Here is a 14,942-nt window from a genome sequence, read left to right as displayed (position 1 = left end):
GTATTTGTGCGGATTTTCGGGGTCGTCTGCGAGTGCAACCCCCTCCACACCGGGCACATCTGGCTGCTGTCGCAGGCCAGGGCCCGCGGGGCGGAGGCGGTGGCCTGCGCCATGAGCGGCAACTTTGTCCAGCGGGGGGAGCCGGCCCTCCTCCCCTGGTGGGTGCGGGCGAGAGCTTTGCTGGAAAACGGGGCCGACTTGGTGGTGCAGATCCCCACCGCCCACTGCCTCTCCTCGGCCCAATTTTACGCCCAGGGCGGGGTCTCCCTGCTGGCCGCGCTGGGGGTGGACACCCTCTTTTTCGGCAGCGAGAGCGGCGACCGGGCCGGGCTGGAGGCGACTGCCGACTTGGTAGAGAGCGAGGCCTTTGTCCAATTGGCCAAAGCGCTGCAGCGGGGGAACCTGGGGTACCCCGCCGCCCGGGCCGAAGCCTGCCGCCAACTGGGGGGAGAGGCGGCGCTCCTCTCCTCCCCCAACGACACCCTGGCGCTGGAATACCTGCTGGCCATCCACCGCGCCGGGGCGGGGATGGGGATCCTCCCCATCCGGCGCATCGGCGCGGGCCACCACGACGGCCGCCTGGGGGGACAAACCGCCAGCGCCAGCGCCCTGCGCGCCCTGCTGCGCGCCGGAAAGGGCGAGGAGGCGGCCCCCTATCTGCCAAAGGGGCTGCCGGGACCGCACCCCCTGGCGGACAGCCGCTGGCTGGGGCGGGCGGCGGTGCTGGCGGTGCAGTTGGCCCCCCTCGAGCGGCTGGCAGCCCTCCCCTTCTGCGACGAGGGGCTGGCCCGCCGGCTGCAGGCCTGCGCCGACGGCGCCGCCGACCTGGAGGAGCTGGCCGCCCGCTGCGCCAGCCGCCAGCACACCCGCGCCCGGGTGCGCCGGGCCGTCTGGTGCCTGCTGCTGGACATCCGCCGGGAAGAGGTCCTCGCCCCGCCCGACTGCCTGCGCATCCTGGGGGCCACCGAGACCGGCCTCGCCCTGCTGCGGGAGCCCCAGCGGCTGCCGGTCTGCCACAGCCTGGCCCGGGCGGAGGGCACCTCCTTCGGCCGGGTGGAGGCCCGCGCCGACGCCGTCTATGCAAACTGCTTTGAGAAACCGTTGCCGCAGGGGGAAAGCTATCGGCAAAAGTTTACAAAGATATGAGAAGCGATTGCTTTTTCGACAGCCCCATGGCACAATAGATGGGGTAAGAGACAGCCTGTCCGGCAGCGCGCCAGTCAGGCGGACGGTCCGACGCGCCGGTGGCGCCGGTTGGGCCGCCTTTTGTACGCCTTGACATCAAAACAGACAGCGGGGGTATCAATTTGAAACATCAGCTCATCTATGTCATTGACTTTGGCGGCCAGTACAACCAGCTGATTGCCCGCCGGGTGCGGGACCTGGGGGTCTACTGCGAAGTGCTGCCCCACACCGCGCCGGTGGAGCAGATCCGGGCTGGAAACCCGTCCGGCATCATCTTCACCGGCGGGCCCAACAGCGCCTACCTGCCCGACTCGCCCCAGTGCGACCCGGCCCTCTACCAGCTGGGGGTGCCGATCCTCGGCATCTGCTACGGCGCCCAGATGATGGCCCACATGTTCGGCGGCAAGGTCGAGGCGGCCCCGGTGGGCGAGTTCGGCAAGACCGTCTGCAAGGTGGTGGGAGAGACCCCGTTTTTTGCGGGCATCCAGCAGGAGAGCGTGGTCTGGATGAGCCATGTGGACTACATCTCCCAGCCGCCCGCCGGCTTCTCCGTCACCGCCGTCACCGACAACTGCCCGGTGGCCGCCATGGAGTGCCCCGAGAAAAAGCTCTACGCGGTGCAGTTTCACCTGGAGGTCAACCACACCCAGCAGGGGAGCGAGATGCTGCACAACTTCCTCTTTGACATCTGCGGCTGTGTGGGCGACTGGAACATGGAAAACTACCTGGACAGCGAGATCGCCCGGCTGAAAGAGCGCATCGGCGGCAAAAAGGTGCTGCTGGCCCTCTCCGGCGGGGTGGACTCCTCGGTCTGTGCGGCCCTGCTCTCCCGCGCCATCGGCAAACAGCTCACCTGCATCTTTGTGGACCACGGCCTGATGCGCTACAAAGAGGGCGATGCCATCGAGGAGACCTTCGGCAAGATGGACGTCAACTTCAAGCGGGTCAACGCCCAGGCGCGCTTTTTCGGCAAACTGGCCGGGGTGACCGAGCCCGAGGCCAAGCGCAAAGCCATCGGCGAGGAGTTCATCCGCGTCTTCGAGGAAGAGGCCAAGGCAATCGGCAAGGTGGACTTCCTGGCCCAGGGCACCATCTACCCCGACGTGGTGGAGTCCGGCCTGGGTGGCGAGAGCGCCGTCATCAAGAGCCACCACAACGTGGGCGGCCTGCCCGAGCACGTGGACTTCGAGGACATCGTCGAGCCGCTGAACATGCTCTTTAAAGACGAGGTCCGCCGCCTGGGCATCCTGCTGGGTCTGCCTAAGGAGATGGTCTGGCGCCAGCCCTTCCCCGGCCCCGGTCTGGGCATCCGCGTCATGGGCGAGGTGACCCCCGAAAAGGTCGACTTGCTGCAAAAGGCCGACTTCATCTTCCGCGAGGAGCTGGACAAAGCCGGCGAGTCCAGTAGTTTGAGCCAGTACTTCGCCGTGCTGACCGAGCAGCGGACGGTGGGGGTCGTGGGCGACTTCCGCACCTACGGCTACACCCTGGCGCTGCGGGCGGTCACCACCGACGACTTCATGACCGCCGACTTTGCCCGCATCCCCTATGACGTGCTGGAGAAGATATCCACCCGCATCATCGGCGAGCTGCCGGGCATCGGCCGCATCGTCTACGACGTGACCACCAAGCCCCCGGCCACCATTGAGTGGGAATAAGCAATGCAAAGCCCTCCGCAGCTGTACGACTGCGGAGGGCTTTTTCTCAAAATTCGAATTCCTCTAGCCTTGTTTGATATGCCCCCAGTCTACAAAGCGTCCGGTTGGTTTGGGGGGGGCGAACATCTAGACAGCCGGGTTTACACCCTGGCAGGCGGATCGGGCTCCCACCACGCCCCCGCGACATAAAGCCCAAACTACGGGCCGCCAGGGAATTGATATCGTCAGCGCCAGCGGCTGGTCTCCTGACACCCTCTGTACCATTCTTACAGACCGGGAGGTCAAACCCCTCTTCGTCGGACAAAAAGATCGTTGATCTCCTCTCTCCAAACCGCCCCTGGAGCAGTGCTCCAGGGGGCATTTTTGCCACTTGACCCTCACTGAAAGGCGGCGCAAAACTGGCCCTTGACTTGGAGCGGACTCCAGGGTTTATCCTAGAACCAAACCAACAAAACAGCGGCCCTTGTGCGCCGCCGTTTGAGGGGGGATGGGAGATGGACGAAGAAAAGAGACTGCACGACCTGGGCGGTGGCACCGCCTTCCCCATGGGGGCGGAAAACACCGCCTTCGCCGCCCACTTCAGCGAAAAATCCTATCTGGCAATGCTCGCCGACAGGGGGTGAGCATCGCCAACGTCACCTTTGCCCCTGCCTGCCGCAACGACTGGCACATCCACCGCAGGGCCGGCCAGATTTTATTGGTCACCGGGGGGCAGGGGTGTTACCAGGCCTGGGGCGAGCCCGCCCGGGAACTCCGCCCAGGGGATGTGGTCAACATCCCGCCGGATGTCAAGCACTGGCACGGCGCGGCGCCGGACAGCTGGTTTCCCCACTTGGCGGTCGAAGTGCCCGCCGACGGCGGCGCGACCGAGTGACTGGAGCCGGTGGACGGGTAGGCCGGTTGCCGCCTGCACCAAAAAATCCGCCCAAGAGGGCTATTGACCCCGGCCGAGCGGCGCTTTAAAATGGAGTTGATAGGAACTTGCGCCGGCGGGGACGCCATATCTGCTCCCCCCTCCGGCCAGATGAAAGGAGTTTTCCAATGCAAAACTTTGTTTACGATATCCCCACCAAGGTCTATTTCGGGCCCGACCAGCTCTCCCACCTGGGGGAGGAGCTGAAGAAATTCGGCACCCGGGTACTGCTGACCTACGGCGGCGGCTCTATCAAAAAGACCGGTCTCTACGACCGCGTCGTCGCGGAGGTCGAGCGGGCGGGGCTCACCCTCTTTGAGCTCCCGGGCATCGAGCCCAACCCCCGCATCACCTCGGTCAACAAGGGGGTCGCCCTCTGCCGAGAGCACGAAATCGACGTGCTGCTGGCGGTGGGCGGCGGCTCCACCATCGACGCCACCAAGTTCATCGGCGCGGGGTACTACCACGACGGCGACGCCTGGGACCTGCTGTCCGACAAAGCCCCCATCACCAACTGCCTGCCCATCATCACCGTGTTGACCCTGTCCGCCACCGGCTCGGAGATGGACGCGGGCGGCGTCATCAGCAACCTGGAGACCCGGGACAAGATCGGCCGGGGCCACCCCTCCATGCGGCCGAAGGTCTCCTTCCTCGACCCCACCGCCACCTACACCGTGGGGCCCTACCAGACCGCCTGCGGGGCGGCGGACATCCTCTCCCACCTCATGGAGACCTACTTCAACGCCGAGGGCAGCCTCTACATGCTCGACCGGATGATGGAGGGGCTGATGGAGACGGTGGTCCACGCGGCCCCGGTGGCGCTGGCAGAACCCGAGAACTACGAGGCCCGGGCCAATTTGATGTGGGCCTCCTCCTGGGCCATCAACGGCTTCACCCGCACCTGCCAGACCTGTGAGTGGAGCTGCCACCCCATGGAGCACGAGCTCTCCGCCTTTTACGACATCACCCACGGCCTGGGGCTGGCCATCCTCACCCCCCGCTGGATGGAGCACGTCCTCGACGAGGAGAGCGCCCCCCGCCTCGCCCGCTTTGCCAAGAGCGTCTTCGGGGTCGACGCCGCCCTGCCCGACAGGGAGGCCGCCAGAGAGGGCATTGCCCGGCTGTCCTCCTTCCTCTTTGACACCCTGGGGCTGAAGAGTACCTTCACCGCCCTGGGCATCGACGACACCCATTTCGCCGAGATGGCCAAAAAGGCCTGCGGTAACGGGGTGCTGCGGGGCTATCGCCCCCTGCGCCCGGCCGACGTGGAGGCCATCTTCCGCGCCTGCCTCTAGCCCAAAAAGAGGGCGCTAAGCCTCCCCCTTCTCCCCCTTGCGGCCGACCCACCTCTCCACCACAAGGTTGACAATGACCCCCGCGGCGATGACCAGGCCGCCGCGGAAGGTGGCGTCGGAAAAGCTGTTGCCCAGGAGAAGGTCCAGCAGGACGCCGGTGAAGATCTGCCCGATGAAGAGCAGGAGGGTCAAGCGAAAGGCCGGCACGCGGGGGACGGTCAGGTTGCTCAACAGCACCACCGCCACCCCCAAAACGCCCCCGAGGTAGATCCAGGGCCGCCCCGCGCCGCTGCCGATGTGCGCCCCGCCCGCCAGGCAGATGGAGCCCAGCGCCAGCGCCACCGTGATGGGCAGCCCCACCAGGTGGTTGATGAGGGAGCCCCGCAGGGGCCCCGTCTGCTCGGCCAGCCGGGCGTTGACGGTGCGGGAGAGGACCACCGACACCCCCGCGCCGAGGGAGACCGCCACCGCCACCGCCGCCGCGGCGACCGTGCGGTCGAGCATCATCCCGATGCCCGCCAGGGAAAAGGCCAGCCCGATGAGGGAGCTCTTTTGAAAGGGGCGCTTCTCCATCCCCAACAGGCCGAAGTGGTCGATGGCGAGGGCCGCCGCCGTCTGCCCCAATAGCCCCAGGGCGACGATGCTCGTCATGCTGATTTTTCCGTAGGCGAGGTTGTTGAAGACGGTGGTAAAGACCCCGATGGCCCCGCCCAGGTAGATCCAGCGGGGGCGGTGGCCCCACAGCGGCCGCTTCTCCCGCTGCGCCGCGCAGAGGGCCAGGGCAAAGAGCGAGCCGACCAGGTGGACGATCGCCGCCGCCACAAAGACGCTGTATGCAGCGGTGAGGTTGCCGTTGACGGACACCATGACCGCGAGGGTGACGCCGGTCAAAAGAGCGAGCAGCTGATACATGGTTTGATCCCTCCCTGTCATGAGGATACCAGATCTTTCCGGGACGGCATAGGACATTTGTCATAGTGCTTTTATGGGAGAGGCGCGATACTGTCTTTTAGAGAGGGGGAAGAGCCGATGGAGCGGTGCGCACTGGCAGCACGGCACCTGGCCAAACTCGCCGAGTACAACCTGCAGGGGGTGCCGCGGGAGCGCTGCACCGCCCTGCGCTACTGCCCGGGAGAGGCCATTGTGCGGGAGGGGGACGAGCTCGAGGGGCTGGCCCTGGCGGTCAAGGGGTTGGCCAAGGTCTCCCGCTCCACGCCGGACGGCAAAAACCTCATCCTCTGCTACTACCTCTCGGACGGGATGATCGGGGAGATCGAACTGCTGACCTGCCAGCGGCTGGCCACCACCACGGTGACGGCCGTCTCCGCCTTCGAGTGCGTCTTGATCGACCGCGCCAGCATCGCCGAGCAGCTGCGGGAAAACATCCCCTTCTGGCAGCGGCTGGGGGCGGTGTTGGCCGACAAGTTGCAGAGGAGTTCTGAAAACTACGCCCTCTCTTCCCTCTGCTCGGCACAGGAACGCCTCTGCGCCTACATCTGCAAAAATGCGCCCGGCGGGCTGTTCCGCGACCCCATCACCGACGTGGCCTGCTCTGTCGGCGCCAGCTATCGCCATGTCTTTCGCCTGCTGGCCGACCTCTGCCGCGAAGGGGTGCTGCAAAAGAGCAAACAGGGCTACCAGATCAAATGCCCGGCGGAGCTCGCCCGCCGGGCGCAAGCCGGCGGGGGAACACCCGCCCCGGGCAAAGCAAACAAGCGAAAGGAGACTGCGCCATGACCATTGCCGAGGTGAGCCGCACCTACGACCTGTCCGCCGACACCCTGCGCTACTACGAGCGCATCGGGCTGATCCCCCCGGTGCACCGCAGCGCCGGCGGCATCCGCGAGTACGACGAGGAGGACTGCCGCTGGATCGAATTCATCAAGTGCATGCGGGGGGCGGGACTCCCCATCGAGTCGCTGGTGGAGTACGTCGCCCTCTTCCAGCAGGGGGAGGAGACCGCCCCGGCCCGCAAACTGCTGCTGGTGGAACAGCGGCAGCGGCTGGCAGAGCGCATCGAGGAGATGCAGGCGGTGCTGGCAAGGCTCGATTGCAAGATCGAGGGCTACGACCGGCTGGCAGCCGCCGAGAGCAAGTTGCGCCGCAGCCGGGACTGACCGCCGACCTGACCGCAGCGGGCCGTTCGCCAGAGGGCGGGCGGCCCGCTTTTTTGCCCCTCTCCCCGCGCCTGCCGCAGCGGCCGAATGCGCAGAAAAAGGGGCGGGGTCGCTGTAACGGCCGGGGGATACAGGCGTCTTACTAGAAGAGAGGAGGGGAGCCGCCGTGGACGAATTTGAACAGCTGTACCGGGAGAATGCCCCCCTGGTCTATGGCTATCTGCTGCGGCTGACCGGCGATCCCGGCGAGGCGGAGGAGCTGTTGCAGGAGACCTTTGTCCGCGCCCTGATCCGGCTGGACGGCTTTCGGGGGAACTGCCGCCTCTCCTCCTGGCTCTGCCAAATCGGCAAAAACCTCTACCTGGACACCCGGCGCAGGCAGAGCCGACAGCTCCCCCTGGAGGGGGCTGTGGACGGTGCGGCAGCGGAGGACCCGGCCCTCCTGCGCCAGGAGGAACGAGAGGAGGCGGAGGCCATCTTCCGCCAGGTGGAGCGGCTGGCCGAGCCGGGGCGCACCGTCTTTGCCCTGCACGCCCTGCAGGGGCTCTCGCTGGCCGAGATCAGCCGCCGCTACCGCCGCTCTGAAAGCTGGGCGCGGGTGCTCTACTACCGGGCCAAACGGCGGATCATCGCCGCCATGAAGGAGGATGGTTTGGATGGACTTTGACTGTGATTTGATACGCGACCTGCTCCCCCTCTACCTGGACGGGGTCTGCAGCGATGCCTCGCGCCGGGCGGTAAAGGCGCACCTGGCCGGCTGCGCCGACTGCCGCCGCGCCCTGGCGGAGATGGAGGCGGGGCTCGACCTCCCCCTCGCCGCCCCCCCGCCGGAGGGGACCGTCCTCGCCAACATCCGCCGCCGCTGGGCCAACTCTCTGTTGGCGGCCATCCTCCTCACCGCCCTGCTCTTCACCGCCGCCGGGGTGATGGTGGAGGGGGACTGGCACACCCTGCCCCAGGGGCGGGCCGCCCTCTGGCTGGTGGTGCCGGGGGTGAGCTTCTTTCTCTCCCTCATCCACTACTTCTTCGCCCGGGAATACCGCAGCGCCCCCCTCTTTGCCGCCGTTTCGGGGGGGCTGACCGCCCTGCTCTGTCTGGGGGGCGACGCCCTCGCCCTCTGGTACTACCGCGGCTGGGGCCAGGGGGGCGGCGCCCTTCTCCCCTGCCTGCTCATCGCCCTGGCGGCGGGGGGCGTTCAACTGCTGCTGGCCCTCCTCTACGGCCGCTGGCTGGGGCTTGCGCCCCGGGGGAAAAGGGGATGAGCCCCGCCAGGGCCAAAGAGGCCTTCCTGCGCCACCCGCTCCTCTGGTCGCTGGCGGCCGGGCAGGTCCTGGGCTTTCTGGGCTGCCTGATTGCGGCGCTGGGCCGCGCCTCCTCCCTCGCGGGGCTGTTCGCGGTGTCGGCGGGCGTCGGACTCTTTCTGGTCTGGCCCCTCCTCCTGACCCTCCTCAACCTGGCCTTTTTGATCCGCCGCGCCAAGGGGGCAGCCGCCCGCCGGGCCGGACAGGCGGTGGAGGGGGCGACGCTGGCGGCTGGGTCTCTCTTTACCGCCCTTCTCCTCTCGATCTCGGAGGTTCGCTTTGCCGACTGGCCGGTCCCCCTGCAAAATGCCCAACGGCACACCCCCGTCGCCAGCTGGGGGGCGCCCACCGTGGCGGTGTTGGCGGCCGTAGGGGTGTTGGGGTACCTGCTGCTGCGGCTGGTCCCCCTGCCCAAGCTGCCGCCCCTGGCGGCGGTGCTGGCCATGGCCGCCCTCTACCTGGGCTGCGGCGTCTGCCTGCTCTGGATCGCGCAGGTGTTCACCGCCCGGTACTGGCTGCTGGCCCTCTTCCCCGCCAACTGCCTTCTCATCGCCGCCAAGGCGGTGCGGGATCTGGTGGCCCAGTGGCGGGAACAGTGCCCCCGGCGGGAGGCGGCGGCGCGCTACCAGACCCGCCCCCTGCTGGGGCGGATGGCCGCCCTGCTCGAAAACGCCGCCAACTGGCCCTGGCTCGCCGGGCTGCTGATGTGGCCCCTGTTGGGGGTCCTCGTCGGGCTGCTGGCCCTCTTTGGCCAGGCGCCCGACGCGGTGCTGCGGGCCTGGAGCGAGACCAGCGACTGGAACCTCTCCCGACAGGTCTCTCCCCCCAACGTCATTTACGACGAGCACTACCTCTGCACGGTGGCGGCGGGCGGGCACCGGCGGCTGGTCAAACCCCTGCGCCCGGGCTGTCGCCACGGCCACCGGGTGACGGTCAACCGGCAGCTCTGCGTGGCCAACGCCTTTGAACAGCTGCTGGAGGAGCGCACCCCCCGCTTTCACCGATTGGTGCGGGGGCTCTACGACCGGCTGGGCTACCCGGTGGCCCGGCACATCCGCTCCCCCTACCTGGCGGACGCCGTCTACCTGCTGATGAAACCGGCCGAATGGCTCTTCCTCACTGTGCTCTACCTCTTTGATCCCCTGCCGGAAAATCGCATCGCCGTGCAGTACCCCCACCGCCCCCTGCCCGGCGGATACCGCCGCTAGAGGGCCCTGCCTTCCAAGGGGGGGGGGGGCTGCTCCTCTTCCCTGTGGGGACATAAATGCAAAGCGGAAGCGGGCGCAGAAACCAGTCGATCCGCATCAACGGCCCGGCCATCGAAAAAGCGCCGCCCCGGCGAAGCCTTTAAAGGCAGTCAGCAGCCCCCCGCGCGGAAGGGAAAGGGGGGAGCGCCGCCGGGTCACTGGGGCCCGGCGGCTGCTCGGCACCGCCCTCGATTGGAGCTGTTTTCGCAATCTCAATACTCCCGGCTGTCCTCTTCCCCATCGGCAGTTCTCGCAGGCGTCTGGCCGCCGCTCTTCGGCCCGGGAAAACGCCCCTGGCGGCTCCCCTGCCAGAGAATTCTCCCTCCCGTCCTCGGCAGTTCAAAACCACCCGCTTCCTCCCCTCCCCGGTCAAAGCCAAAGGGGGATGGGGAGGCGGAAAAATTGGTCTTTTCCATGGGCGCCGGACATCGCGCCGCCAGACGATTGCCGGCCCAAAAAGGGACCCAGCGCCCAAAGCGCCGGGTCCCTTTTTCTACTCCATCTCCCCCAAAGTGGCCTCCACCAACTTCTGGTGGGTCAGGCGGGAGAGGGCTTTGACCTTTTCAAAGTCCAGCCCCATGGCCTCGGTGATGCGGCGGCCGTACTCCAAATCCGCCAGGTAGCAGTGGACGGCGTGGCGGTACTTGACGTTTTTGCTCACCGGCTCAATGTTTCTGGCGGTGTTCTCGATGAGCAGGTCTCGCTGCTGCGGGGTCATCACCCGCCAGAGGTCGCCCCCCGCGCGGAAACAGTTGTCGGTGGGGTCGTCCTTGGGGTCGTAGGCGTACATGGCCCCCGACAGGTCCAGCGGCGGCTCCATCACCCCCGGCTGGGCCGCCCAGGCCCCCTGGCTGTTGGGGGAGTAGGCGGGCGCGCCGCCGTAGTTGCCGTCGGTGCGCATGGCGCCGTCCCGGTGGTAATCGCTCACCGGACAGCGGGCCCGGTTGACCGGGATCTGGTTGTAGTTGACCCCCAGCCGGTAGCGCTGGGCGTCGCCGTAGACAAAGAGCCGCCCCTGCAGGAACTTGTCCGGCGAGAAGCCGATACCCGGCACCACGTGGGCCGGGGTGAAGGCGGACTGCTCCACCTCTGCAAAGTAGTTTTCGGGGTTGCGGTTGAGTTCCAGCACCCCCACCTCGATCAGGGGGAACTCCCCGTGTCTCCAGATCTTGGTGATGTCAAAGGGATTTTCATAGTGGGTTTGGGCCTGCTCCTCGGTCATGATCTGCACGTACATGGTCCAGCGGGGGTAGTCGCCCCGCTCGATGGAGTCGTAGAGGTCCCGGCCGTGGCTCTCCCGGTCCTTGGCCACCACCGCCTCCGCCTCGGCGTCGGTGAGGTTTTGGATGCCCTGCTGGGTCTTGAAGTGGAACTTGCACCAGACCCGCTGGTTTTCCTCGTTGTAGAGGGAGAAGGTGTGCTCCCCGTAAAAGTGCATGTGGCGGAAGGAGGCGGGGATCCCCCTGTCGGACATGACGATGGTGGTCTGGTGGAAGGTCTCGGGCAGCAGCGTCCAGAAATCCCAGTTGTTCTGCGCCGAGCGCATGCCGGTGCGGGGGTCGCGCTTCACCGCCCGGTTGAGGTCGGGGAAGTTGTGGACGTCGCGCAGGAAGAAGGTGGGGGTGTTGTTGCCCACCAGGTCCCAGTTGCCCTCCTCGGTGTAGAATTTCACCGCCACCCCGCGGATGTCCCGCTCGGCGTCGGCCGCGCCCCGCTCCCCCGCCACGGTGGAGAAGCGAAGGAAGAGGTCGGTCACCGCGCCGGGCTGCAGCACCTTGGCCCGGGTGTAGCGGGAGATGTCGCCGGTGACCGTCAGCTTGCCGTACGCCCCCCAGCCCTTGGCGTGCATCCGCCGCTCGGGGATGACCTCCCGGTCAAAGTGGGCCAGCTTCTCCAGCAGCCAAACATCCTGCAGCATCACCGGGCCGCGGGGGCCCGCGGTCAGTGCGTTCTCGTTTTCCGCCACCGGCGCGCCCACTTCATTGGTCAAATTTTGAACGTCCATTCTGTAGTCCTCCTCTGTCTGGTCCAGCGGTGTAATGACTTCCACTTTCAGCTTATTCCCTTAAATCTCCCTTTTCAACGGTTTATTAGACAAGATTTGTACAGTTTTTTTAGAACAGCCCACAAAATTCTCCCATCCGTCAAAAAAGCGCCCCGTTCCCATGTGAGAACGGGGCGCTTTGCCGGTCAGTCGTCGGGGAGATAGCGGGCGGCGGAGCGGGCAAACCGCCGCTGGGAGGGGGTGCCCTCCACCCGCTCTTTTAGGGGAAAGCCCCTCTCGAAGGCCAGCAGGCCCGCATCGCCGGGGGAGAGGGAGAAGGCCTCCGCCTCACAGTAGCGGCCGGCGACCCCCGACAGCCCGCCGGGGCGCAGCTCTCTTGCCAGCAGGGCCGCGTGATAGCGCCCGTCGCGCAGGCGGATGCCGAAGGCCTTGCCGGTGCGAAAGCCAAAGCGGCGGTAGTAGTCGGGGTCGCCGGTGATGACCACCCCGCCGTACCCCAGCTCGGCGGCCAGCGGGAGGGTGGCCTCGATGAGGGCGGAACCCACCCTTTGCCCCTGCCAGTCGGGCAACACCCCGATGGGGCCAAAGGTGGCCACCGGGCGGCGCACCCCATCTGCCCCCGTCACCAGGGCCTGGGAATAGGCGATCACTCCCACCGGGCGACCGGCCGCCAGGGCCACCCAGTCCAGGCCCGGCAGGTAGGCGGGATCCCCTCGCAGCCGGTGCAGCAGATAGTGCTCCACACACCCGGGGGCGAGGAGGTTCCAAAAGGCCTCCCGCAACAGCTCCTCGGTGGCGCGGTATTCTCCCCGCCGGGTGGGGCGCAACACAATGTCCACCGCCCTACTTCCGGCGCTTGCCCAGCAGCCGCAGCAGATAGAGGAAGATGTTGATGAAGTCGAGGTAGAGGTTCAGCGCCGAGTAGATGGAGATTTTCTTGAGCATCTCCCCATCGCCCTCAAAGCTGTAATAGTAGTCCTTGGCCCGCTTGGCATCATAGGTGGTGATGCCCATGAAGAGGGCCAGGCCGATGAAGCTGACGGCGATGTCCAGCCCCGAGAGGCGAAAGACCATCGACAACACGGTCATCACCAGCAGCCCGATCAGGCCGCAGGTCACCAGGCCACCCAGGCCGGAGACGTCCTTTTTGGTGATGATCCCCGCCGCCGCCATCGCCCCGAAGTAGACGCAGGCCGCCAAAAAGAGGAGGATGGCGCTGGGCACGTCGTAGAGCAAAAAGAGGGAGGAGAGCACCACCCCGGTGGTGGCCGCGTAGGCCAGGAAGATGGCCCGGGCCGCCCCGACGCTGAACTTGTAGAGGTTGCGACTGAGGACCGCCACCATCACCAGCTTGGCCACCACCATGGCGATGAGCAGGTAGGGGCTGGCAAAGACATAGTAGAGGGCGCCGGTGGCATATACCGCATAAGAGGTGACAAAGGTGATGGCCAGGGCCAAAAACATCCAGCCGAAGGTGGCTGCCAGGTGCTTGTAGACGGGTTCTCTCTGCAGGGGGGCGGAAATCGGCTCCTTGCCGGGTTCGATCCATTCGCCGGTCTGGGTATCGTACATGGTCGCTCGCTCCTTTTTCTGGTGGGCTTTGTCGTCCGGGGGCGCGGGCCGCCCGGCAGTTGGCTCTATTATAGCAGACTTTTCCAAAAATCAAAAGAGCGCGGTCCCAAACAGCGGATCCGCCCCCAAACTGCACAAAAGAAAGCGCAAAAGTTCAGCATCTTTTTGACAGAAATATGTATATTCTATCTACATTTTCTATTTTTGTTAATAGTTTGTTATCATATATATACTACACTAAAGGTGTTGAGAGGATCCAAATCCCAACACAAATAACAGCGGGAGGGTTTGACAAATGATTCAGAGAATGTTGCTCAACGAAACGTCCTACTTCGGGCCTGGGGCCATTGAAAAAATCCCCGACGAGGTGCGGGAGCACTGTTGGGAAAAGGCCCTCATCGTCACCGACCGGGACCTGATCCGCCTGGGGGTGGCGGCGCGGGTGACCCACATCCTGGACGAGAACAAAATCAAATACAGCCTCTTTGACGACATCCACCAGAACCCCAGCATCGAAAACGTGCAGCACGGGGTGCAGACCTACCACTTTGTCAAGGCCGACTGCATGATCGCCATCGGCGGCGGCAGCGTCATGGACACCGCCAAGGCCATCGGCATCATCGCCAACAACCCCGACTACGACGACGTTCTCTCGCTGGAGGGGCGGCCCCTCACCCTCAATCAGGCCGTGCCCATCGTGGCGGTCCCCACCACCGCTGGCACCGCCGCCGAGGTGACCACTTCCTACACCATCACCGACGTGAAAAACCGCCGCAAGATCGTCTGCAACGACCCCCACAACATCCCCGTGGTGGCCATTGTCGACCCCGATATGATGGCCGGCATGCCCAAGGACCTGACCGTGGCCACCGGCATGGACGCCCTGACCCACGCCATCGAGGGGTATATCAGCAAGGGCGCCTGGCCCATGAGCGACGTCTTCACCCTCAAAGCGGTGGAACTCATCGGCCGGTCGCTGCGCAAAGCCGCCCTTGAAAACGACCCGGAGGCCCGCAGCAGCATGGCCCTGGGCCAGCACCTGGCGGGGATGGGCTACTCCAACGCCGGGCGGGGCGTCGTCCACTCCCTGGCCCACGCGGTGGGCGGGGTCTACGGCACCTCCCACGGGCTGACCAACGGGGTCATCCTCCCCTGGGCGATGGAGTTCAACGCCGAGTGCACCGGCGAAAAGTACCGCGACATCGCCAAGGCCATGGGGGTGCACGGCACCGCCAACATGTCGCCGGAGGAGTACCGCAAGGCCGCGGTCGACGCGGTGCGCCAACTGGGGGCCGACCTGGGGGTCCCCGCCAACCTGGGCGCCCTGGGCGTCAAGGCGGAGGACGTCCCCTTCCTGGCCCAGCAGGCCATGAGCGACGTCTGCACCGCCGACAACCCGCGGGAGGCAAGTCAGGCCGAGCTGGAAGATCTGCTCAAAGCGATGCTCTGATTTCCCGCGCCGCTGCCAAAGAGAGAGGGGCTGCGCCCCCCTCCCACAAAAAAGGGCTCCCCTTTGGGGCACCCTCCGTAAGGAGGGTGCCCCAAGGTGTGGCTTTTGTATCTGAATTTAATATGTGCCTTGAAACGGTGTAGCCTTTGCGGTTACGCCGTTTTTTCTTTGTTACGATCGATGAGGTGCTGCTGGAAGG

The 14,942-nt window shown here is 66.0% G+C and carries 13 protein-coding genes and 1 pseudogene; 10 read left to right on the top strand and 4 right to left on the bottom strand.

Annotated elements, in window-relative coordinates; translation table 11 throughout:
* Positions 1-6 precede the first annotated feature (6 nt).
* From KQI11_RS07925 to KQI11_RS07910, 4 genes and pseudogenes are all read left to right on the top strand, one after another.
* Complete coding sequence (locus KQI11_RS07925) at positions 7-1,146, top strand: tRNA(Met) cytidine acetate ligase (RefSeq protein ID WP_216401740.1); 1,140 nt, start codon at positions 7-9, stop codon at positions 1,144-1,146.
* A 161-nt stretch (positions 1,147-1,307) separates the two neighbouring features.
* The gene (gene guaA, locus KQI11_RS07920) at positions 1,308-2,843 is read left to right on the top strand and encodes a glutamine-hydrolyzing GMP synthase (RefSeq protein ID WP_286172650.1); all 1,536 of its coding nucleotides are present in this window, start codon (positions 1,308-1,310) and stop codon (positions 2,841-2,843) included.
* 494 nt (positions 2,844-3,337) lie between these two features.
* Positions 3,338-3,717, top strand: a pseudogene (locus tag KQI11_RS07915) (cupin domain-containing protein).
* Between the two features lie 167 nt (positions 3,718-3,884).
* The gene (locus tag KQI11_RS07910; protein WP_216401739.1) at positions 3,885-5,051 is read left to right on the top strand and encodes an iron-containing alcohol dehydrogenase; all 1,167 of its coding nucleotides are present in this window, start codon (positions 3,885-3,887) and stop codon (positions 5,049-5,051) included.
* Between the two features lie 15 nt (positions 5,052-5,066).
* Here the strand turns inward: KQI11_RS07910 and KQI11_RS07905 are convergent, their stop codons facing one another.
* Entirely contained in the window at positions 5,067-5,963 is an 897-nt protein-coding gene (locus KQI11_RS07905) for a DMT family transporter (protein WP_216401738.1), read from the bottom strand.
* Between the two features lie 117 nt (positions 5,964-6,080).
* On the opposite strand from KQI11_RS07905, the gene KQI11_RS07900 reads away from it, so the two are divergent.
* The 5 genes from KQI11_RS07900 to KQI11_RS07880 all read left to right on the top strand — a co-directional run bounded on the left by KQI11_RS07900 (position 6,081) and on the right by KQI11_RS07880 (position 9,677).
* Positions 6,081-6,788, top strand: coding sequence for a Crp/Fnr family transcriptional regulator (locus KQI11_RS07900; protein ID WP_216401737.1), 708 nt, complete (start codon positions 6,081-6,083; stop codon positions 6,786-6,788).
* On the top strand, positions 6,785-7,168 hold the full coding sequence (locus KQI11_RS07895; RefSeq protein ID WP_216401736.1) for a MerR family transcriptional regulator: 384 nt from the start codon (positions 6,785-6,787) through the stop codon (positions 7,166-7,168). The genes KQI11_RS07900 and KQI11_RS07895 overlap by 4 nt, the downstream gene beginning before the upstream one ends.
* Positions 7,169-7,334: 166 nt before the next feature.
* Positions 7,335-7,835, top strand: a complete 501-nt coding sequence (locus KQI11_RS07890) for an RNA polymerase sigma factor (protein WP_216401735.1) — start codon at positions 7,335-7,337, stop codon at positions 7,833-7,835.
* Positions 7,825-8,430: a zf-HC2 domain-containing protein gene (locus KQI11_RS07885; protein WP_216401734.1), complete on the top strand. Its 606-nt coding sequence runs from the start codon at positions 7,825-7,827 to the stop codon at positions 8,428-8,430. The genes KQI11_RS07890 and KQI11_RS07885 overlap by 11 nt, the downstream gene beginning before the upstream one ends.
* A complete protein-coding gene (locus KQI11_RS07880) occupies positions 8,427-9,677 on the top strand; it encodes a DUF6688 domain-containing protein (protein WP_216401733.1) in 1,251 nt (416 codons plus the stop codon). Before KQI11_RS07885 ends, KQI11_RS07880 begins: the two co-directional genes overlap by 4 nt.
* A gap of 532 nt (positions 9,678-10,209) precedes the next feature.
* On the opposite strand, the gene KQI11_RS07875 is transcribed toward KQI11_RS07880, so the two are convergent.
* From KQI11_RS07875 to KQI11_RS07865, 3 genes are all read right to left on the bottom strand, one after another.
* Positions 10,210-11,721, bottom strand: coding sequence for a catalase (locus KQI11_RS07875; protein ID WP_216401732.1), 1,512 nt, complete (start codon positions 11,719-11,721; stop codon positions 10,210-10,212).
* Between the two features lie 185 nt (positions 11,722-11,906).
* Positions 11,907-12,560 (bottom strand): GNAT family N-acetyltransferase, encoded by a 654-nt coding sequence (locus tag KQI11_RS07870; RefSeq protein ID WP_216401731.1) that lies wholly within the window; start codon positions 12,558-12,560, stop codon positions 11,907-11,909.
* 4 nt (positions 12,561-12,564) lie between these two features.
* Positions 12,565-13,293 (bottom strand): Bax inhibitor-1/YccA family protein, encoded by a 729-nt coding sequence (locus KQI11_RS07865; protein WP_216401730.1) that lies wholly within the window; start codon positions 13,291-13,293, stop codon positions 12,565-12,567.
* Between the two features lie 295 nt (positions 13,294-13,588).
* Here KQI11_RS07865 and fucO point away from each other — a divergent pair, with 295 nt between their 5' ends.
* Complete coding sequence (gene fucO / locus KQI11_RS07860) at positions 13,589-14,743, top strand: lactaldehyde reductase (RefSeq protein WP_216401729.1); 1,155 nt, start codon at positions 13,589-13,591, stop codon at positions 14,741-14,743.
* Positions 14,744-14,942 lie beyond the last annotated feature (199 nt).

It is taken from the genome of Acetanaerobacterium sp. MSJ-12 (genome assembly GCF_018917875.1).
Lineage (GTDB): Bacteria > Bacillota > Clostridia > Oscillospirales > Ruminococcaceae > Bittarella > Bittarella massiliensis.
The sequence above is the reverse complement of the archived record's forward strand: the minus strand, read 5'-3'. Positions and strand labels throughout refer to the sequence as shown.

Excerpts from the sequence above, each read along its gene's own strand:
- KQI11_RS07910 (WP_216401739.1), top strand. The coding sequence starts at position 3,885 with ATGCAAAACTTTGTTTACGATATCCCCACCAAGGTCTATTTCGGGCCC.
- KQI11_RS07905 (WP_216401738.1), bottom strand. The coding sequence starts at position 5,963 with ATGTATCAGCTGCTCGCTCTTTTGACCGGCGTCACCCTCGCGGTCATG.
- KQI11_RS07900 (WP_216401737.1), top strand. The coding sequence starts at position 6,081 with ATGGAGCGGTGCGCACTGGCAGCACGGCACCTGGCCAAACTCGCCGAG.
- KQI11_RS07895 (WP_216401736.1), top strand. The coding sequence starts at position 6,785 with ATGACCATTGCCGAGGTGAGCCGCACCTACGACCTGTCCGCCGACACC.
- KQI11_RS07885 (WP_216401734.1), top strand. The coding sequence starts at position 7,825 with ATGGACTTTGACTGTGATTTGATACGCGACCTGCTCCCCCTCTACCTG.
- KQI11_RS07880 (WP_216401733.1), top strand. The coding sequence starts at position 8,427 with ATGAGCCCCGCCAGGGCCAAAGAGGCCTTCCTGCGCCACCCGCTCCTC.
- KQI11_RS07875 (WP_216401732.1), bottom strand. The coding sequence starts at position 11,721 with ATGGACGTTCAAAATTTGACCAATGAAGTGGGCGCGCCGGTGGCGGAA.
- KQI11_RS07865 (WP_216401730.1), bottom strand. The coding sequence starts at position 13,293 with ATGTACGATACCCAGACCGGCGAATGGATCGAACCCGGCAAGGAGCCG.
- fucO (WP_216401729.1), top strand. The coding sequence starts at position 13,589 with ATGATTCAGAGAATGTTGCTCAACGAAACGTCCTACTTCGGGCCTGGG.